20 protein-coding genes and 1 riboswitch are annotated in these 19,614 nt (G+C 38.8%); of the genes, 2 read left to right on the forward strand and 18 right to left on the reverse strand.

All coding sequences use genetic code 11. From position 1 onward, the window contains the following. Positions 1-56: 56 nt before the first annotated feature. Positions 57-743, reverse strand: coding sequence for an L-ribulose-5-phosphate 4-epimerase (gene araD / locus ASE01S_RS05335; protein WP_067839450.1), 687 nt, complete (start codon positions 741-743; stop codon positions 57-59). A gap of 513 nt (positions 744-1,256) precedes the next feature. Between araD and ASE01S_RS05340 the strand changes: the two genes are divergently transcribed. Then, positions 1,257-1,823 (forward strand): histidine phosphatase family protein, encoded by a 567-nt coding sequence (locus ASE01S_RS05340; protein ID WP_067839452.1) that lies wholly within the window; start codon positions 1,257-1,259, stop codon positions 1,821-1,823. Between the two features lie 297 nt (positions 1,824-2,120). On the opposite strand, the gene ASE01S_RS05345 is transcribed toward ASE01S_RS05340, so the two are convergent. The 16 genes from ASE01S_RS05345 to ASE01S_RS15735 all read right to left on the reverse strand — a co-directional run bounded on the left by ASE01S_RS05345 (position 2,121) and on the right by ASE01S_RS15735 (position 17,754). Beyond that, the gene (locus tag ASE01S_RS05345; RefSeq protein ID WP_067839455.1) at positions 2,121-3,122 is read right to left on the reverse strand and encodes an acrylyl-CoA reductase family protein; all 1,002 of its coding nucleotides are present in this window, start codon (positions 3,120-3,122) and stop codon (positions 2,121-2,123) included. 377 nt (positions 3,123-3,499) lie between these two features. Then, a complete protein-coding gene (locus tag ASE01S_RS05350; RefSeq protein ID WP_067839458.1) occupies positions 3,500-4,138 on the reverse strand; it encodes a queuosine precursor transporter in 639 nt (212 codons plus the stop codon). A 43-nt stretch (positions 4,139-4,181) separates the two neighbouring features. Then, the gene (gene queF, locus ASE01S_RS05355) at positions 4,182-4,679 is read right to left on the reverse strand and encodes a preQ(1) synthase (RefSeq protein ID WP_067839461.1); all 498 of its coding nucleotides are present in this window, start codon (positions 4,677-4,679) and stop codon (positions 4,182-4,184) included. A 74-nt stretch (positions 4,680-4,753) separates the two neighbouring features. Continuing rightward, positions 4,754-4,800: riboswitch (PreQ1 riboswitch) on the reverse strand. Between the two features lie 72 nt (positions 4,801-4,872). Continuing rightward, a complete protein-coding gene (locus ASE01S_RS05360; RefSeq protein WP_067839463.1) occupies positions 4,873-6,060 on the reverse strand; it encodes an aspartate aminotransferase family protein in 1,188 nt (395 codons plus the stop codon). Further along, positions 6,053-6,841 (reverse strand): acetylglutamate kinase, encoded by a 789-nt coding sequence (gene argB, locus ASE01S_RS05365; RefSeq protein ID WP_067839466.1) that lies wholly within the window; start codon positions 6,839-6,841, stop codon positions 6,053-6,055. Before argB ends, ASE01S_RS05360 begins: the two co-directional genes overlap by 8 nt. A gap of 175 nt (positions 6,842-7,016) precedes the next feature. Then, positions 7,017-8,243: a bifunctional glutamate N-acetyltransferase/amino-acid acetyltransferase ArgJ gene (gene argJ, locus ASE01S_RS05370; protein WP_067839731.1), complete on the reverse strand. Its 1,227-nt coding sequence runs from the start codon at positions 8,241-8,243 to the stop codon at positions 7,017-7,019. A 14-nt stretch (positions 8,244-8,257) separates the two neighbouring features. After that, a complete protein-coding gene (argC, locus tag ASE01S_RS05375) occupies positions 8,258-9,295 on the reverse strand; it encodes an N-acetyl-gamma-glutamyl-phosphate reductase (protein ID WP_067839468.1) in 1,038 nt (345 codons plus the stop codon). A 446-nt stretch (positions 9,296-9,741) separates the two neighbouring features. Then, positions 9,742-10,884 carry a bifunctional cystathionine gamma-lyase/homocysteine desulfhydrase gene (locus tag ASE01S_RS05380; protein WP_067839471.1) on the reverse strand — a complete coding sequence of 381 codons (1,143 nt, stop codon included), beginning with the start codon at positions 10,882-10,884 and terminating at the stop codon, positions 9,742-9,744. Then, positions 10,885-11,808, reverse strand: a complete 924-nt coding sequence (locus ASE01S_RS05385; protein WP_067839474.1) for a PLP-dependent cysteine synthase family protein — start codon at positions 11,806-11,808, stop codon at positions 10,885-10,887. It abuts the gene before it with no gap. 98 nt (positions 11,809-11,906) lie between these two features. Further along, entirely contained in the window at positions 11,907-12,566 is a 660-nt protein-coding gene (locus tag ASE01S_RS05390) for a class I SAM-dependent methyltransferase (protein ID WP_067839477.1), read from the reverse strand. Positions 12,567-13,139: 573 nt separating this feature from the next. Further along, on the reverse strand, positions 13,140-14,066 hold the full coding sequence (locus ASE01S_RS05395) for a fumarylacetoacetate hydrolase family protein (protein ID WP_067839479.1): 927 nt from the start codon (positions 14,064-14,066) through the stop codon (positions 13,140-13,142). Positions 14,067-14,397: 331 nt separating this feature from the next. After that, the gene (locus ASE01S_RS05400; RefSeq protein WP_067839484.1) at positions 14,398-14,784 is read right to left on the reverse strand and encodes an OsmC family protein; all 387 of its coding nucleotides are present in this window, start codon (positions 14,782-14,784) and stop codon (positions 14,398-14,400) included. A gap of 80 nt (positions 14,785-14,864) precedes the next feature. Then, positions 14,865-15,326: a threonine/serine exporter family protein gene (locus ASE01S_RS05405; RefSeq protein ID WP_067839487.1), complete on the reverse strand. Its 462-nt coding sequence runs from the start codon at positions 15,324-15,326 to the stop codon at positions 14,865-14,867. A 24-nt stretch (positions 15,327-15,350) separates the two neighbouring features. Next, a complete protein-coding gene (locus tag ASE01S_RS05410) occupies positions 15,351-16,091 on the reverse strand; it encodes a threonine/serine exporter family protein (protein WP_067839491.1) in 741 nt (246 codons plus the stop codon). A gap of 19 nt (positions 16,092-16,110) precedes the next feature. Beyond that, entirely contained in the window at positions 16,111-17,259 is a 1,149-nt protein-coding gene (locus tag ASE01S_RS05415) for an MFS transporter (protein WP_067839494.1), read from the reverse strand. 348 nt (positions 17,260-17,607) lie between these two features. Next, entirely contained in the window at positions 17,608-17,754 is a 147-nt protein-coding gene (locus ASE01S_RS15735) for a hypothetical protein (protein ID WP_157065149.1), read from the reverse strand. A gap of 234 nt (positions 17,755-17,988) precedes the next feature. On the opposite strand from ASE01S_RS15735, the gene ASE01S_RS05420 reads away from it, so the two are divergent. Next, on the forward strand, positions 17,989-18,585 hold the full coding sequence (locus ASE01S_RS05420) for a thioredoxin fold domain-containing protein (RefSeq protein ID WP_067839497.1): 597 nt from the start codon (positions 17,989-17,991) through the stop codon (positions 18,583-18,585). Between the two features lie 81 nt (positions 18,586-18,666). Here ASE01S_RS05420 and ASE01S_RS05425 read toward each other — a convergent pair whose 3' ends face one another. Beyond that, entirely contained in the window at positions 18,667-19,299 is a 633-nt protein-coding gene (locus tag ASE01S_RS05425; protein WP_067839502.1) for a response regulator transcription factor, read from the reverse strand. Positions 19,300-19,614: the final 315 nt, after the last annotated feature.

Raw genomic sequence — 19,614 nt, forward strand, 5'->3', positions numbered from 1 at the left:
TTAACAGTTAACTTGATTCACTACGTGGTCAGGTTATAGGGATAGGGAAAGGGACTTTACTGACCGTAATAAGCGTTCTTCCCATGCTTTCTTAAATAATGCTTATCCAGTAACGCTTGTTGCATATCACTTACATTAGGGTTGACTTGGTAAGTTTGGATTGCCATTTTCGCTACTTCTTCTAGTACAACCGCATTATGGACAGCCTCGTTCGGGTCTTTTCCCCAGTTAAAGGGCGCATGACTGTTGACTAAAACACCAGGTACAGCATTCGGGTCTAGCGATCGAAATGTTTCGACAATGACGTGTCCAGTTTCTTTTTCATAGTCACCCGAAATTTCCTCTTCCGTCATCTTACGCGTACAAGGAATTGCCCCATAAAAATAATCTCCATGTGTCGTGCCGAGCGGTGGCAGATCTTTACCCGCTTGAGCCCAGCTTGTCGCCCACGGTGAATGTGTATGTACAACTCCACCGATGTCAGGGAAATGCTGATAGAGAACAATGTGAGTAGGCGTATCAGATGAAGGCTTCTTTGTTCCTTCAACAATTTGCCCTTTTAAATCAACTACTACTAAATCGTCAACCGTCAATTCATCATAGGGAACACCACTTGGCTTAATGACAACTAATTCCGACCCCTTGTCGAAACCGCTTACATTTCCCCAAGTAAAGGTTACCAACCCATACCTTGGCAGCGCTAAGTTTGCCTCAAGCACTTGTTTTTTTAATCCGTCTAACATAAATGGACAGCACCTTTCTTTTTTCTTGTACGGATGTATATTTATATACCCTTATAATAATACAATTCGTACGTACAATCAATACTAAAGTATTTATTTGTGAATTTATTTTCATGATCCTTTTCAATATATGCTCGTAAATCAAAGAAAACTACCTTAGAATATAAGCTATGGGCGTATCATCGTTCAAACCTGTTACGCTCAGTTATCAGTTCGTGTTCCAAGATAAAAATTATTTATCGCAGTGTAACTGGCTGGGGCTGCGATTACTCGTCCCATCGAAGGGCTTTTGTAAGACTCCAGCTTCAAAAAATAAGGGAACACGTCATGTCTAAGTAGGAGATCCAACAGCCCATAACGGCCCGATTGGTTCAACTAAGGTTCTGTGGGGGAGAGAGGAAGTTGACTAAGTTTGCGACGCCGTGGCAACGTCTGGACGAGCACATCCTATGCGTCGTAACCCCTACTGAACGAAGTTTCATTTTATTAATAAATTGAAAGTAGGGGCATCATATGGAAATTACATTGATTAGACACGGGAAATCTACCTGGATTGAAAAGAAGTCGATAACTTGCCAGGAGTTTAAAATTTGGGTAGAAAAATATGATAGCAATGGAGTATTAGAAGAGAAATTCTATCCTACGGAAACAATCAAAAAAATAAATGAAGCAAATCTTATTTTGACCAGTGATTTGAAAAGAGCTGTTACCTCTGCGAGACTGTTAAAACCTAAAGCACCAGCTATATCAGATCCTATCTTCCGTGAAACTGAATTACCGATGCCTACAAAGAAATTATTGGGATTAAAATTAAATCCAAACAGTTGGTCGATCATTTTAAGGTGTCTATGGTTTAGCGGTTATTCACGAGGGTGCGAATCACTGAATGATGCCAAAATAAGGGCTGAAAAAGCAGCAAAATACTTAGTTAGATATGCAATGGAGCATGACCGTATCGTTTTAGTTGGACATGGATTTTTTAATCGATTGGTCGGAAATGAACTCAAGAAAATCGGTTGGAATAGTAAGAAGAAAACAAGCTCAAAACATTGGCAATCAACAACCTTTTGGCTCGATTAGTAGAAAATTAACAGAGCAATATTTGTAGCATATGCGCCTTGGCGTATTTACGCCCAGATTATGTCAAGTTTCGCTCGATAATCTTCGTTAAAAATGTAAAATCCGTCGGAGACTTTAACTTTATTCAGCCGAGGTTTGTACCCGCTGATTGGGGGACAAATAGGCATTCCTCTCACCACTTATAGAAGTGGGAGACTTCTGCTGATTAAAATTAATATCAAACTAGAGAAAATGGACACGTGACTTATATGTCACGTGCCACTTCTGGTGTCACTGTTAATACATCTTTTATGTGAGTTAGCTTAAGTTTAAAATTATTCTTCCTATAACATTTGTCTCTAATAACAACGGTAGCGCATGCTCCAAGTCCTCCAAGCATACTTCCTTGGCTACAATTGTATCAAATTGTTGTACCGTTAATTTAAGATCTGTAGCCATTCGTTGCCAAACATGTTGTCTCACTTGCATCGGACAATAAACAGAATCAATTCCAATTAAATGAATCCCTCTTAAAATGAAGGGATGCACTGAGGTAGGAACTTTAACTCCACCTGTTAAGCCACTGACTGCCACAGCTCCATTATAGTTAAGCTTGCTAATGATTGAGGCTAATGTTGAGCCACCGACAGGATCAACAGCTCCCGCCCACGTTTGACGATCAATGGTACGAAGTTTTTCACCTGTAACATCGGTACGATCAATTACTTTCTTTGCTCCAAGTTGATACAACCAATCATGGGCTTTTACTTTTCCAGTACTTGCCTCAACATGATAGCCTAAATTAGCTAACATCGCCGTCGCAATACTACCCACTCCACCTGACGCACCTGTAACAAGTAGTTTACCTGATTCGGGCATAATTTGTTGTTGCTGTAATTGATCAATTGATAAGGCAGCAGTTAAACCAGCTGTTCCTAAGATCATTGCCTGCTTTAAAGTAAGTCCTTCTGGTAATGGAATAACCCATTCAGCCTTAACTCTGGCATATTCACTATACCCCCCATCATGGCTCACCCCTAGGTCATAGCTCGTTACAATAACTGGATCCCCTTCAGTAAAGCGATCATCACTCGATTCTACAACCTCTCCAGCCAAATCAATTCCTGGTGTAATTGGGTAATCCTTTATAATAGGGGTATTTTCCATATTCGCCATTGCATCTTTATAGTTAATGCCAGAATAGTGAACACGGATTAACACCTCACCTTCAGGAAGGTCATGAATTGATAACTGCTGAACTTCTCCTTTAACTTGATCATTGCGCTTTGTAAGACGATAGGCTTTAAATGTATGTGTCAAATTTCTCACCTCTATATTATGATACCTTGACTGTAGTGTATCTAATTGAGTGATACTCAGTCAAGAGAAATCAAATGCCTGGACTTTCGAACACCATTGATGCTATTGGAGTTTTTTATCTGGATTATATTGACACACAATACAATATTTGATATTTTCATCGTGCAACAATTTAACTACAGAGTTGTTGATTTATATTTTCTCTAATAATGTAAAAAATACTACTTACATAAGTACAACATCCGAGAAGCTTTCTAAGGTACATCTACTTTTAAAATCCTCCTCCAAGAAAGATTAAACGGCCATAGTCCGATGGAATATAGGACTACGACCGTCTAATTTATTTTACGTTATTTCCACTGTCTACTTGCTATCCCTTAGCCAATATTGGTTTGATCTGCTGGTAAGCTACTTGGTTTTTCTTTTCTAGCAATCCCAACTAACAAATAAACAAACGGTGTATCAACTATTGCTACTAAAAATTTAAAAAGATATTGTGTGACAATCATACCAATTAAAACATGATTCGGTACGACACCTAAAAATGCCACAACAATAAAAATTGACGTATCAATTAACTGACTAAACATAGTAGAAGCTGTATTTCTTAGCCAGAGCTTCTTACGTCCATGCTTTTCTTTCAACTTGTGAAAAACAGTAACATCTAGATGCTGACTAACGAGATACGCTGCTAAGCTAGCAAGTATAACGCGGAAGCTCCCGCCTAGAATTAGAGCAAATTCAGCCTGTAAATCAAAAGCGTTGGCAGATGGTAAATATATAGCTGCTAAAATAAACAATGAAGCAAGTATTTGAGTAAAGAAGCCTGCACGAACTGTTTTAACTGCGATTTCTCTACCATAGACTTCTCCAATGACATCCGTTATCAAATAGGTAAACACATAAACGATGGCTGCTGCAGGCAAAATAATCTCACCGATACTAAATAGTTTTACCGAAATAATATTAGACAGAACAAGCAAGCCAACAAATAGACCATTTAAATAAATTAACATATTGCTTCTCTCCTTTTTTAGGAGACTTCAAAGCTTTCCCTCTTTAGCGATTATCAATCTTTTCTGGATATAGATCGTGGTTGAGCATACGATGCTCTGCCATTCGTTCATACTTTGTACCTGGTTTGCCATAATTACAGTAAGGATCAATCGAAATGCCGCCACGTGGTGTAAACTTACCCCAAACTTCAATATAGCGAGGCTGCATTAAGGCGATAAGATCATTCATGATGATGTTCATACTATCCTCATGAAAGTCACCATGGTTCCGAAAACTAAATAAGTATAGTTTTAGTGACTTACTTTCAACCATCTTTTGATCAGGTATATAACTAATATAGACGGTACCAAAATCCGGCTGATTTGTTTTAGGACAAAGTGTTGTAAACTCGGGACAATTAAATTTAACAAAATAATCACGATCAACGTGTTTATTATCAAACGTCTCCAACACATCCGGGGTGTAATCAAAGGCGTAACGTGTTGCTTGATTTCCTAACAAAGATAAATCCTTAAGTTCATGATCAGCTCGACCGCTCATCTTATAACCTCCTTTAACCGTTTAGCTACAAACAAAAAACCATACCCGCTAAGGATATGGCTTGTTAACGTCATATGCCCTTAGTTTTTTATAGAGGGTTTAAGCTAAGAACCTCTCCCGATAATTTGGGATTAATCTATTCCACTATCGAGCTATTATACTGATATCTTTTACGCTTGTCAACAACAATTAATCATGAAACAAATAGTTGCCTTAATATCTCAATAGCATGATCCAGCTCAGCTTCACTTGCGGTTAATGGTGGCAATAAACGGATCACATCTGGACCTGTCGGTAGCATTAAGAAATGATAGTGTTCACGAGCGCGATTTACATAGTCAATGACTTGACCTTCTATTTCAATCCCAATTAAAAAGCCTTGACCACGAATCATCTTTATAATGTCACTTTGTTTACTAAGTTGATCTAATGCTGTCCAAAAGTAAGTGACACGCTTTTGTAGCTGTGAGAAAAAGCTTGGCGCTGTCAATTGTTCTAATGTTGCCAAACCAGCTGTTGTAGCTATGGGGTTCCCACCAAAAGTTGACCCATGTGTACCTGGCGACAGAGCTTGAGCTACATTGGCCTTTGCCAAAACTGCACCGATAGGAAAGCCTGAGCCTAGCCCTTTTGCTACTGTAATTACATCCGGCTCAAAGTTATACTGCTGATAAGCAAAGAGCTTTCCTGTTCTTCCCATACCTGTTTGGACCTCATCAACAATAATCAATATATCATGCTGATGACAAATGGCAACAAGCTTATCGACCCATTTTTGATCTGCAGGAATCACGCCACCCTCACCTTGAACTAACTCAAGCATAACCGCAATTGGTTTTAATTGCGCTAAATCATCTAATTCTGAAAGGTTGTTATATGTTAAATAACGAAACCCAGGAAGCTGTGGTCCAAAGCCATCTTTTAGTTTTTCCTGTCCTGTCGCGGATAAAGTGGCCAGTGTACGTCCATGGAAAGATTGCTGGAAGGTCACGATTTCAATCTGATTCGTTTGCTTCACTTTCTGTGCATAGCGACGTACTAATTTAATTGCGGCTTCATTGGCTTCTGCCCCACTATTGCCGAAGAAAACTTGATCAAAGCAACTCTGGGATACAAGACACTGCGCAAGCTGCTCTTGACTTGGGATATGATAAAAGTTCGAACAATGCCACAATAAATCTAACTGTGCCATAATGGCTTGCTGGACTGCTGGTGGTCGGTGTCCTAAATTACATGTTGCAATACCAGAAGTAAAATCGAGATATTCAGTTCCCTGCTGATCCCACACTTTGCTGCCTTGCCCCTTGACAAGAGTAATAGGGAATCGATTATAGGTAGGCATGACGGCTTGAACGAATTCAGTCTCAATTTGCTTAGACATGTGAAACCTCCTTTAAACAGATTCGTGTTCCTACTGCTTTACCATCGATAAATTTAATCAGACCATTACTTTCATGTCCATTTACAATGACAGCTTTCGGGACACCAGAAGCTAAGCCTGTCAGTGCTGCTTTAACTTTTGGCACCATGCCACCATGAATGACTTCCTGCTCGATGAGTTGAGTAATCTGCGTTTGATTGACCATTGACAATACACTGTCCCCATGGCAAATTCCCTGAATATCACTAATAAAACAAAGTGGAGCTTTAAGTTCGGCAGCAATCGCTGCTGCTGCCGTATCTGCGTTAATATTATAGCGTTGTTGATCTAACCCGATTGCAATAGGTGAGATAACTGGAATATAATTTTGTTCGGCTATCGTTTGGATTAACTCAATGTTGACCTTTTTGACTTGGCCGACATAACCAACCTGATTAGCCTGTTCGACTGGAGCCGCTTCAATTAAATGACCATCAATGCCACTCATTCCAACAGCTTGTGCATTTTGTTCGATTAACTTACGGACAATTTGTTTATTCACTGAACCACTTAGTACCATTTCAACCACATCTAAAACTTCATTAGTCGTAACACGTAACCCATCAATAAATGTAGTGGATACATTCATTTGCTCTAATTGTGAAGAAATCATTGGTCCTCCACCATGAACAATTACCGGTTTAACTTGCTTGTTTTTTTGTAGTTGGAGAATACTTTTAAAAAACTGATCAGGTAATTCATCAACAATACTGCCACCACATTTTATAACGATATAGGACATATCCAAACTCCCCTTTAAGTTCGTGTTCAAAAAACTTAGAAAATCTCATATTCGCTCGTCTTTTAGTGAATATGTTAGTTTTTCTTATACTTCGCCCTTCAAGATTCCCACTACGTCGAATGGCTTCTTTGCTTTAATTTTAATACTTTATTAACATGTACATTAGAAATATCTTTTAAGTACGATATGATGCATTTATTCTGACATACTCATAGGAAAGATCACAGCCCCAGCCAATTGCTTGCCCTGACCCCTCTCCTACAGCGATAACAATAGTGACATCGTCTTGGCTGAGATAAGCCTTTGCTTCGGCTTCACTGAAGCTAACAGGCTCAGCAGCTTTCACTACGGTAATCTCTCCAAGTTTAACGTCCACTTGACTCGGAGAAATTGGCACACCACTGTAACCTATTGCCGTGATAATTCTACCCCAATTCGCATCTGAACCGTGAATAGCTGTTTTAACTAAGTTCGAACCAATAACCGACTTACCAATTTGGCGAGCTTGATCATCGGTTTCGGCACCAACCACTTGAACCTCAATAAGCCTTGTCGCCCCCTCACCATCTCTCGCAATCTCCTTAGCCAAGGTTTGACAAACAAACTTAAGTGCATGAACAAATTCTGACCATTGTGGATGATTCGGCTCTAGTGGGGTATGTTCAACTTGGCCATTAGCTAAAACAAGGACCATATCATTTGTACTTGTATCCCCGTCCACTGTAATCATGTTAAATGACTCATCGGTTACTTGCTTCAAGGCAGCCTCTAAAGCATCGGGTTCTACACAGGCATCTGTTGTCACAAAACTTAACATAGTTGCCATATTAGGATTAATCATACCAGAGCCTTTGGCAGCTCCCGCTAACGTCACTTTTTTACCGTCTATTTCAATCGTTACAGCAAGTCCTTTTTCCTTGGTATCCGTAGTTAAAATGGCTGTTTCAAATGAATCACTTGTTTGTACCATCGGATCAATTTGATGAATTCCATCACGGATCACAGGCATTGGTAATAGCTCTCCAATTAGACCCGTTGATGATACGGCTGCATAATGAGCTGGGATATTAAAGCGTTCAGCTATTAACTGACGCATTTCATAGGCATCTTCAAGACCTTGCTCTCCCGTGCAGGCATTGGCAATACCTGAATTAACAATTAAGGCTTGAAGTTTATTTTCGACTGCTATACTTTCTTGCGTGACTTTTAGCGGAGCAGCCTGAAAGCTATTAGTGGTATAAACACCAGCCGCATAAGCAGGTGACTCTGAATATAGCCAAGCTAAGTCTAATTTTTTCTTTCGAATCCCACAGTGTAAGCCCCCAGCTTGAAACCCTTTAGGAGAAGCTATATTGCCGTGCTCGATTAGGGTTATTTTATCTGTCAATGTTGCTAATTTCATCATGGTTAACCTCCTTAAGGATAAAGCGGAATCTGATTTAAGCCTGTCTGTTCATCCCAATTAAATAAAATATTCATATTTTGGATCGCTTGCCCTGCGGCTCCTTTAACTAAATTATCAATAACTGAAACGACAATTAACTTACCCGTCCTTTGATCAATATGTAGCGCTATGTCACAGTAATTACTGCCATACACGTGTTTCGTTGCAGGTATCGTTCCGTTACTTCGAATTCTAATAAATGGATCATCTTGGTAAAACGTTTGATATCGTTCTATTAGTTCAGCTTGACTGATTTCTTTTGCTAGATCTGCATAGATGGTTGTCATAATCCCCCGTGTCATCGGGACAATATGTGGTGTGAAGTTAAGTTGAATCGGCTGGTCTACAGTTTCTGAAAGGTAACGCTCCATTTCCGGAATATGCTTATGTTGTCCAAGTTGGTAGGCAACTACATTCTCATTCATTTCAGAGTAATGCATCGTTAATGACGTACTCCTTCCAGCACCTGATGTTCCTGTCTTTCCGTCAACGATAATTGAGCTTGCTTTGATTTTATTTGATTGAAGTGCTGGAATTAAGCCTAGTAAAGTAGCTGTCGGATAACAACCCGGGTTGGCGATTAAGCGTGCCTTCTTTATCTGTTCACGATAGATCTCACTTAATCCGTAAACCGCCTGATCTAAATACAATTGATCCGCAGCTTGATAACCATACCAATCTTGATATTGCTCACGATTATTTAAGCGAAAATCGCCAGATAGATCGATACAAATAATACCCTGCTCAATGAAACTTGGTGCAAGTTTGCTGCTAACACTAGTTGGTGTTGCAAAAAAGATAAGATCAACATTATCAATCATTTCATCTAACTTAAGCTCATCCATCGGTTGGTCAACAATCGTAATTAGATGCGGATACACCTGTGACAACGCAACGCCGGCTTGTGAATGTGAAATGACTTGCTCTAGCTTTACATAGGGATGATGATGCAAAAAGCGGGTAAGTTCCACAGCACCATATCCCGTTCCCCCTACTACTGCTACTTTCATCTCTTTAAACACTTCCAATCCGATCTTGTTTGTGGTTAATTATTATACTTTAAAATGAATTTTTATACAATAGATATCAACTATTTTATTAAAAAAATAATTAGAGCTGAATAATTATACATAATAAATGTAAATTCATTTATTTTAATCTTTCTTGTTTTGCCAACACGGATAGGTTATTAAATTGAATCAACTATTGTTCTATTAGAACAAGCAGATCAAAATAAGATCATTTTGATAAATTGAGGCAAATGTCTTTAAATCGGTGAGCAGCCGTAAAACATGTTGAAATAGTATGTGACGCTTTGATTTTAGGCAATAACAAGCACGTAGATTTATAATGTCTACGTGCTTGTTTCGGGTCTATTACACAGATTCAGTTTTTTAACCTTTTTTACTAAATGACTAATGTATAGTCCTAATTAGTGCCTGCATGCTTATTCATGCTATTCATAACTTTTTAATGCTTGAGCTAAATCTTCAATTAAATCGTCAATATCCTCTATACCAACCGATAAACGTACTAGTCCATCTGTTATACCAAGCATTAACCGGCGTGATCTTGGTATCGATGCATGTGTCATTTTTGCAGGGATCGAAATGAGACTTTCCACTGCACCAAGGCTTTCAGCTAAGGTAAAATAGTTAACTCGATCCACTACTTGATCTGCTTTTTCTTCACTTCCAACATCGAAGGAAATCATTCCACCAAAGCCTCTTGTCTGCTTTTCTGCCACTTCATGCCCAGTATGTTGTACTAGTCCTGGATAAAAGACTTTAGCCACGTCTGGATGATTCATTAAAAAGTTAGCAATATGTTGTGCATTGGACTCAATTGCTTCCATTCTGATCCCCAAAGTTTTAATGCCACGTAATAATAACCAAGCATCTTGAGGGCCTAGAATTGAGCCAATAGAATTCTGAATGAAGTGTAGCTCTTCCGCCAATGCTTCTGTGTTAACCACCACCAAACCAGCTACAACATCACTATGTCCACCAATGTACTTGGTTGCACTATGCACGACAATATCAGCTCCAAGATCAATGGGGTTTTGAAAATAGGGTGTGGCAAAGGTATTATCAACAATCAATTTTAGCTTTTTCGAATGCGTAAACGCTGCTACTGCATTAATATCCGTAATTTTTAATAATGGGTTTGTTGGCGACTCTATAAAAACCGCTTTCGTTTCGGGTTGAGCCGCCTTCTTAACCTCTTTAAGATCTGAGGTATCGACAAAGCTATAGTTTAACTTAAACCTTTCTAGTACTCTAGTCATTAAACGGTAAGAGCCACCATATACATCATCTGTAACAATGATATGATCACCCGGCTCAAATAGCATCATCACACTTGTGATTGCTGCCATACCTGAAGCAAAAGCAAATCCTGCTGTTCCATTTTCAAGTTCTGCTATTGTTGTTTCAAGTGCATGTCTCGTTGGGTTTCCTGTTCTAGAGTACTCGTAACCAGTATGTTTGCCTGCCTCTGGCTGTTTATATGTGCTAACCTGAAAAATTGGTACAGAAACTGCCCCTGTTTGGTTATCCCCAGTAATACCCGCATGAATCATTTTTGTTTTTTTCCGCATCTAGACTCCTCCTTGATAAATCTGCTTACTTAAGTAGCGCTCACTACTGTCCGGAAAAACCGTGACAATATGTGTGTGGGGTTTTGCTTTTTCCGCTTCTTTAACAGCTGCATACATTGCCGCACCAGATGAACTTCCAACGAGTAATCCTTCTTTTTTAGTGAGCAAGCTCACATAGTTGAACGAATGTTGATCTGGAACTGTATAAATACTGTCAAAATGATCTCTATTCATATAGGGTGGTAGGATTTCCATACCAATCCCCTCCGTTTTATGTGAACCAGCAGCACCACCGCCGATAATCGATCCCTCAGGTTCAACAATGACCGTTCTTATCATGTGATTCCGTTCTTTTAAATAACGAGCCGTCCCAGTAAATGTCCCCCCAGTTCCAGCTCCTGCTACAAAGATATCAATTTCTCCTTGTAACTCGCCCCATAGCTCTGGTGCAAGTGTTCGATAGTATGCTTCTGGATTAAGAGGGTTCTCAAATTGCTGGGGCAAATAGCTGCCGGGATAGTTTTGTTGAAGTTCCTTTGCCTTCCTTACAGCTCCTTGCATTCCTTCTGCCGACTCAGTATGCACAATCTCAGCACCAAGCGCTCTCATTAACTCCTGTTTTTCAATACTAAATTTTTCTGGCACACAAAAAATAACGCGCAGATCATATTTGATTGCAGCTAAAGCTATACCAATACCTGTATTCCCTGCAGTTGGCTCAATTATTGTGCCACCAACGTTAAGCTTACCCTCTGCTATCGCTTCTTCTACAATAGCTTGACCAAGGCGGTCTTTGATACTGCCACCTGGATTAAAATATTCCAATTTAGCAAAAATTTTAGTACCATTTACTTGTGAAAAGCTCTTTAATTCAAGCAATGGTGTATTTCCAATCGTCTCATTAATGCTTTTAAATAATGGCAATACTTTCACTCACTTTCAAATGCTTCTGGCCATTACTCGCATCCATGCCCTGTAAGCATCTGCTTAGTTTAACCTTAAACCTTTCCATAACAATGGTCTTAGTCAATCACTTCAACCTCCCTAACTTTTTCTGCCGCCATAAGCCACACAAAATCATTTAAGCGCTTAAATTCAATCTTAAAGCCTGCCTGAGTAAAAGCCTGCTCAAGCTCATGCAGCAATGGGTAGTACTCTGTTTTTAAATCTTCTGCCAAATTAAAATATTGCATTTTCTCAGCCTTGCGAATCGCTTCTTCTCTTGCCTTCTTTGTTGCAAATGCTGTATCAGCAAAAATAATCCGTCCCCCTAGTGGCAAAATCCGACTATAGGCTAATATGGCTTGACTTTTCTCAGTATCAGTTAGATGATGAAAGGCATAAGAACTTACAATTGTGTCTATCTGACAATCGAATTTCGGGTATTTTAAAAAATCACCATCATAAATGGTAACTTGTGGAACCTTAAGCTTTGCTTGCTTACGCATCTCTTTTGATGGCTCAACGCCAAATATTCGGTGATTTGCTGCATAAATTTTGGCTGTTAGGTTACCTGTACCGACACCAAATTCAAGTACATTTCCTTGAACTTGATCTACGATGGCCCGTAAGATCATATCATAATCCAAGAAAACGGCTTTATATTCCGGGTCGTAACCTTGAACAGTTTGGTCGTAGTCTTTAGCCCAATGATCAAATAAACGAATAAATTCTCTCCCCAATTCATTCAACTCCTTTTAATTCATATTATAACAATATGAATTATAGGATTAATTTGTTTATAATTTATCATGATTACCTTAAAAAATAAAGTGAAACTTCGTTCAGTAGAGGGTTTCGACGCATTAGGATGTGCTCGTGCTGACATTGCGACGAACTTAGTCAGCTTCCTCTCTCCCACACTAAACGTTAGTTAAACCAATCGGGCCGTTACTGGCTGTTGGATCTCCCACTCAGACATGACGTGTTCCCTTATTTCTTGAAGTGGAGTCTTACAAAAGCCCTTCGATGGGGCGAGTAATCGCAGCCCCAGCCAGTACACTGCGATAACAATATCTGAGTTAAGGATTGATTATTTCATACAAAATAGCTCGATCAAATCCGCCTTGGCGTATCTGCGTCCAGCATCTATTGCGCTTCGCTCAATAAATTTCCCGCTGAAGACTTTAACTTGATTCAGCCCAGGATTGAACCCCCACTGCATGGAATACAAATAGGTGTTTATCTCACCCAATTATAGAATCGGGAGACTTCTGCAGAAAAAAAAACAGTTGAGGTCCTAGCCTCAACTGCTTTTATTGAACAACATTGCTTAATTTACCGATTTTTTCAATCTCCATTTCAACGATATCTCCCCTTTCCAAAAAGGAAGGTGGACTTTGGGCAAACCCTACTCCATCTGGTGTCCCCGTTAAAATGAGGTCACCAGGTTCTAATGTTATTAAGGAAGAAATAAACGAAATAAGGTGAGGTATTGAAAAAATCAACTGATCTGTATTGGATAATTGACGTTTTTCACCATTGATTGATGACTTGATCATTAACTTACCCGGGTCTGGTATTTCATCTGTTGTCACTAACCAAGGCCCAATTGGAGTGGACCGATCTAAGCTTTTTCCCTGTAACCATTGTGGCGTTCTTTTTTGAAGGTCTCGAGCCGATATATCATTCGCAATGGTATAGCCTGCTATATAGTTTAAAGATTCAGCTTCACTTACAGCTGTTGCCTGTCTCCCCATTACAATGGCTAACTCTACCTCATAATCTAGTTTAGTAGTCTGCTTACTTTTCCTTATTTCATCATCTGGTCCTATTAATGCATTAGCGAACTTAGCAAACAGAACAGGGTATTCAGGAATCTCACTTTGCATTTCTTTAACATGATTGCGATAGTTTTTGCCTATACAAATAATCTTACCTGGTTGAATAACGGGAGGACCAAGCTTAACTTCTGTACGCCTATATGTATAATCTGTTAGCTCGGCTTGTTGAAAATAATTAGCAACCTTTTGTGCTTCTTGGATACCACGGAAACCTTGTTGATAGAAGGTTGTTGGATCTGAAGGGCAAAGGGAGGGGGCTATATAGGCCTGATCCTGATTACCCTGCTGGCGATACATGTAACGACAAGCCTCCATCAAATCGATAATACAGTCATCTTTAACAAATCCCATGCGGTAGCTATACCTCCGGGTTTTATCCTGATATGTAACTAATTTCATCTGCATTCTCCTTGATTCAGAATATTCCGATCTTTAGATTAACTATACAATAGAAACTGGACTAAAACAAAAAAATTGCTAAAAATGAGGGCATTATAGTAGCTTTCACTGACAACATGATCAATAAAACCGAGTGTGGTCTGCTGCTCTTTTGTTATAAACTTAATAGAGCTCTGTATTCCTTGAACCACACTTATCTGATTCACCCTGTTAGTTAATGGATGCGGATAACGATAACACCCCCTATCAGTTCATTTTAATTCTAAACTTCTAGGGGAGGCACCGTTTGAGTGGTATTCGGTTTGTTTATCCTCATTTACTCTCTGTTCTTTCATTTCGAAGTAATCGTAACCGTTGCACCATGTTCAAGCGTATGACCAATTGTACAGCCCCGCTCAGCAGATTTCTCTAATTTGATTCGGGTTTGATCATCAATCTCACCATCGAATTTAATTGTTAAATCTATTTGTTCAAAACGTGATGGTCGATCATCAGCTTTAGTAGCATTTACTTCAATGCTGTATCCGTTGATAGGTAAACGATCCCGTTTAATAATGGCGTCTAAGGTAAGGGCTACACACATACTAACTGAACTACACAAATAATCAACCGGTGAAAACCCTTCTGTATCACTGTCTTTTGCTGCTCCAATACTTACAACAGCTTTACTATTGGTTAACTCATGTACACCTTCATTTTGTTTTTTTAAAGTAATCATCGGTTTAATCTCCTTATCCTTTATTTATCATTATTTTCTTTTTCCCTTATTTCCGCTTTTTACTCCTACTAAGATTAAGACTAATCCTTAATCAGCCGATCATTTATTCTTTTCCATTTAGCACGTCGAATCATTTGGTTGATTATTTCAGAAAATACAAGCCCTAGCGCGATTGCACCCGAGAGCAGTACCACTCTTGCCGCTAGCTGAATCGCCATATCGTAGTTATTTTCAACAAATTGTCGCATGGCATCATAGGCTAAGCCCCCAGGAACAAAGGGAATAATTCCCGCAACATTAAAAATAAGAATCGGTGTGCGAAACCACTTAGCAAAAAGCTGACTAATGACAGCAACAATGATGGACGCTATTAATGTTGCTACTACCGCATCAACATTCGCCAAACCTAGCAGCGTATAGACAAACCAGCCACACATGCCAACAAGACCACATGGCCAAAGGACCTGGCGTGGCGTATTAAAGATTATCGCAAAGCCTGCAGCTGCGATAAAACTGACTAGTAACTGTTCAAAAATCAGCATACCCTTTCCTCCATTGATTGATCTTTATACAATAAAAAAGATGACAGCTATTCCCGCACCAATTGCAAATGATGTCAAAAAAGCCTCTGCACCTTTACTCAATCCCGAAACTAAGTGACCTGCCATTAAATCTCTTACTGCATTGGTAATTAAAACACCAGGAACAAGCGGCATAACCGAGCCAATAATAATTTTGTCTATATGATAACCAAAGCCTATTTGGACCGATAAATAGGCGGTCAGACCTAAAAAGATTGCAGCTAAAAATTCAGCAAAAAAACGGATTTTTACCACCTCATGAAAATAGGTCATTAGACCATAACTTAAGCCACCAACTACTAATGATGGTAAGAAATCATACCATTGCCCGTCAAACATAATGGTAAAGCCGCCACTAACAAATGCCGCTGCTAGCACTTGAATAAACTTAGGATACGTATCCTTCTGTTGCTCAATCGTATGGAGCTGTTTACTTGCTTCACTTAATGTTAACTCTCCTGATGAAATATGACGTGAAATACTATTAACCTGTGCAACTTTATGTAAATCGGTAGCACGATCAATGATCCGAACAAAATTAGTCGGTTCTGACGTTGAAATGGCGAACATAATAGCTGTAGGCGTCGCATGGGCTTGAGCATTTTCCATACCAAATGACTGTGCAATCCTGACCATTGTATCTTCAACTCGATAAGTTTCCGCCCCACTCTGAAGCATGATCTTACCCGCTAATAAGCAGACTTGCGTAACTGTGTGCTGTTCCAACTTATTTCCTCCTTAACATCTAACGCTGCCTTATAAACGTGTGATAAGTCAGGATTAAACCTGCCCCTAAAAGAGCCATTATTCCCATAATCAAGTATAAAGTCTGCCCACCATAATGATCGAAAATAAAGCCGCCTCCTAATGAGCCTACAATACCCGATATACCAAAAAATACAGTCATAAACATAAGATGTCCAGTAGCTTGTAATTCGTCAGGAATAAGGCGTGTGACATAATGAAATGACGCTAAATAGAAAGCACCAAAAGACAATCCATGCAATACCTGTAGCAACACAACCGCAATTGGAGCACTGACTAAACTATACATAAACCACCTAGCAGCAAAAAGAAATCCAGCTATACTCATAAAGATAAGTGGATGGAATCTTCTAAACCATTTATTTGCAAAAGCAAATACAGCTGCTTCACTTGCCACTCCTATAAACCAAGCCCAGCCAACTAAACTATCCCGACCACCAAGCTGACCAATATATAAACTAATAAAGCTGTCATTCGCTCGATGCGTTACCGTAATTAATATTAAGATGGCTAAATATAAGAGTAATGGTCCATTTTTAATCAGTTTTTTTACATCGCGAAGATGAACGGGTTCTGTCTCAACCTTTACATCGACTAAATAAAAGCACGTAATCAGAACAACAGTGGCCATGAACACATAAGGAATGACTAAGTATTGAACGCCAATCCAATCGAGTAATCCTCCCACTAGCAATGAACAGATTGCAAAACCGATCGATCCCCATGTTCGAATCGATCCAAACGAAACACCTAACGCTTCGGCCCGTCGATGAGTCAGGCTATCCGCTAGCGGTCCAATTGGTGACGAAAAAAAATAAAAAAGGACAGCTACTCCTAAAATAAGTGCTAATGTTTGCATTTGTAAAAAAATAATACTACTAATGATTAAACCGAACGCTATAATCTTTAGTATTTTTTGGACCGTTTGATACTTATCACTCATAAACCCCCAAAAGGGTTTTGATATGATTGAAATGGCTGGCCCTACCGCTAATACCCAACCAATCTCCTGCCCATTTAAGCCTCGATAAGTTAATAATAACGGCAAAAAGCTCACCATCATCGTATTAGCCCCGTGAAAACTGAATAATAATAGCTTTAATGGTACAAGTGAGTTCTTTTCCCTCACATTTTTTCCCCCTACCTCTATTCTCTAATAGCCCCATTATAAGCTTTTATTAAATGATTGGGAAGAAAAGAAAAACAGGCCTCATGACTTTAACACATTCACGAGACCTGTTACATTAATAAAAATGCCCCACATTGATACGCTTCATTGCTAAATGGCAACTTTCCTAACGGCGTACTAATCAATCAAATTGCCTTGGGGTAATTGCGCCCAAATTTTACCGAGCTTTACTCGATGTTTTTGCTGAAATTTTTTGGCATGGGGGTTCAGCCTCCCCTGAATGGTATACAAAATAGGCTTACATCTCACCACTTATAGAAAGAATTAGGAGAGCTCTGTTGAATGAAGTTAAAAAATATTCTGCTCTCTTCCAGGGATAAAGGGGCGTCGAATATCATGTATTTCAGCCGAATCATTAGCGCTAATAGCAGCTTCATTATATAAGAAACCTAACAAAATAGTGACGGCTATCATAGCCAAAAAAATACGCTTCATCTAATCACACCTATTCCTCATCTAATTTCCACCTTAATTGATTGGTTCAAACAACAAGCTATTTTATTCTTTTTGGAAAGTATCTATACTACTCTCGTTTTTATTATCACCTTAAACCTTAAGTCTATCCAAAGCGTTTCATGGAATGTTTGTTATCGATTTAAAAAAATTTACGTAGAGCAGGGATTCGATTATACTATTAATTAATCGAAAAACCGAAGGGGTTGAGGAGATTTGAAAAAAGCAGGGCTAATCACCATTAGTGTCGTTGTCTTAGCCATTATTGCCTTAATCATTTTGACACAAATAGGTGCTGGAAAGGTAAGTCAAACTACTGACCTAAAGGCTATTAATGTTTCTGATAGCTTTGATCAAAGCGAAAAAGAATATTTGGTATATTTTTGGCAAGAGGGGTGTATCTATTGCCAACAAATTGAAGAGGATGTTGTACAATTTGCAAATGATGCAGATCTTCCTATATATTTAGTAGATATGCAAGCTAATCAGAACCACTCCGCTTGGTATAATTGGGATGCACATCATCAGCAATATGACCGAGTTATTGGTAAAGTAGAGGATGGTGAGGAGCAATATTTTGAGGATGCAGAGACTTTCCTTGACGATAGTAACGTCAATTGGGAAATAATAGTTGATAATCAGGATCAAATTATCGCTGTTCATCAAACGGCATACCCAGAAACAAGACCATCAAATGCTGAAGCAATAGAAATTGCAGGCACACCAACGATTCTTTATATTCAATCTGGGCAAGTAACTGAATATGCATTTGGAACAGAAAAGGCGTTAGACCTGCTCTCATCATTAAACTAATCTTTTTATTTTGTTTATTTCAAGCGTATAGATATAAGATCATAAGAAGAGATAGACTAAATTTAGTCTATCTCTTCTTATTTATAAATATACCCATTGTTTTTTTAGCGCTGTCAAAACAGCATTGGTTCGATCAGGAACCTCTAACTTATGTAATATAGAACTAACGTAATTTTTAACTGTCTTATCAGATAAGTACAGTTCATTGGCAATCCTCATGTTACTATAACCTTTAACTAATAACTGTAATACTTCCCATTCCCGCTTAGAGAGTAGTTCGATTGGTGGCTCAGGCTTTTTGGTCTGAGAGCGAACGTAAACTTCCAAAAGGCAATTGGCTAAGGCCGGATGAACATATCGCTTATCTTCTAGTACGAGCTTAATTGACTGTGTTAGTGCTTGTTCATCCATATCAAAGTAAAGATAGCCATCTAACCCTAAGGCAAATAAAGATGCTGTGTTTGGTGCAGAAACATCTTCAACCCAAGCAATAACCTTTTTATTAAGTGATTGAAAATATTGGGCAAAAGACTCAACAGCTATCGCTGTATGAATATCAATTATGATCAAGTCGGCTTTTTGACCTAGCTCAATTAGCGCACTTTCATCGCTCTCACCACAGCAATAAATTTTACTATTAACAAACTGACGCTTTAAGAGTTCTACTATCCCATCACGTAGCAGGGAAGACTTTTTGATAAATAATAATCTCATCTTCTATTCGATCACTTCTTTTCTCCAATTGTTTAGTATTTTAACTGATAAATCTAAGCAAACCGAACACAAGCATCAGCCGACCAACTTATTACATATGTTACTTATTTTAGACAAAATCGTCAACCAAGCATTTCACTAAATAGAGGGCAATTGTAAGAAAACTTATCAATAAGTGCTTTTTTTCTGAAAAAATAGATACTTTCGGATTGTGACTTATGCCTTATAGTATTTAAAGCAGTAATTAGTCACATAACCCACAGAAAAAGCGATCATCTAATCTATCATCAATAGTACCAACAGACTATATGGACA

It is taken from the genome of Amphibacillus sediminis NBRC 103570 (genome assembly GCF_001552275.1).
Taxonomy (GTDB): Bacteria; Bacillota; Bacilli; order Bacillales; family Amphibacillaceae; genus Amphibacillus_B; species Amphibacillus_B sediminis.

What these genes read in the sequence shown, in the direction of transcription:
- araD (WP_067839450.1), bottom strand. Translation starts at nt 743, where the DNA reads ATGTTAGACGGATTAAAAAAACAAGTGCTTGAGGCAAACTTAGCGCTG.
- ASE01S_RS05340 (WP_067839452.1), top strand. Translation starts at nt 1,257, where the DNA reads ATGGAAATTACATTGATTAGACACGGGAAATCTACCTGGATTGAAAAG.
- ASE01S_RS05350 (WP_067839458.1), bottom strand. Translation starts at nt 4,138, where the DNA reads ATGTTAATTTATTTAAATGGTCTATTTGTTGGCTTGCTTGTTCTGTCT.
- queF (WP_067839461.1), bottom strand. Translation starts at nt 4,679, where the DNA reads ATGAGCGGTCGAGCTGATCATGAACTTAAGGATTTATCTTTGTTAGGA.
- ASE01S_RS05360 (WP_067839463.1), bottom strand. Translation starts at nt 6,060, where the DNA reads ATGTCTAAGCAAATTGAGACTGAATTCGTTCAAGCCGTCATGCCTACC.
- argB (WP_067839466.1), bottom strand. Translation starts at nt 6,841, where the DNA reads ATGTCCTATATCGTTATAAAATGTGGTGGCAGTATTGTTGATGAATTA.
- argJ (WP_067839731.1), bottom strand. Translation starts at nt 8,243, where the DNA reads ATGAAATTAGCAACATTGACAGATAAAATAACCCTAATCGAGCACGGC.
- argC (WP_067839468.1), bottom strand. Translation starts at nt 9,295, where the DNA reads ATGAAAGTAGCAGTAGTAGGGGGAACGGGATATGGTGCTGTGGAACTT.
- ASE01S_RS05380 (WP_067839471.1), bottom strand. Translation starts at nt 10,884, where the DNA reads ATGCGGAAAAAAACAAAAATGATTCATGCGGGTATTACTGGGGATAAC.
- ASE01S_RS05395 (WP_067839479.1), bottom strand. Translation starts at nt 14,066, where the DNA reads ATGAAATTAGTTACATATCAGGATAAAACCCGGAGGTATAGCTACCGC.
- ASE01S_RS05400 (WP_067839484.1), bottom strand. Translation starts at nt 14,784, where the DNA reads ATGATTACTTTAAAAAAACAAAATGAAGGTGTACATGAGTTAACCAAT.
- ASE01S_RS05405 (WP_067839487.1), bottom strand. Translation starts at nt 15,326, where the DNA reads ATGCTGATTTTTGAACAGTTACTAGTCAGTTTTATCGCAGCTGCAGGC.
- ASE01S_RS15735 (WP_157065149.1), bottom strand. Translation starts at nt 17,754, where the DNA reads ATGAAGCGTATTTTTTTGGCTATGATAGCCGTCACTATTTTGTTAGGT.
- ASE01S_RS05425 (WP_067839502.1), bottom strand. Translation starts at nt 19,299, where the DNA reads ATGAGATTATTATTTATCAAAAAGTCTTCCCTGCTACGTGATGGGATA.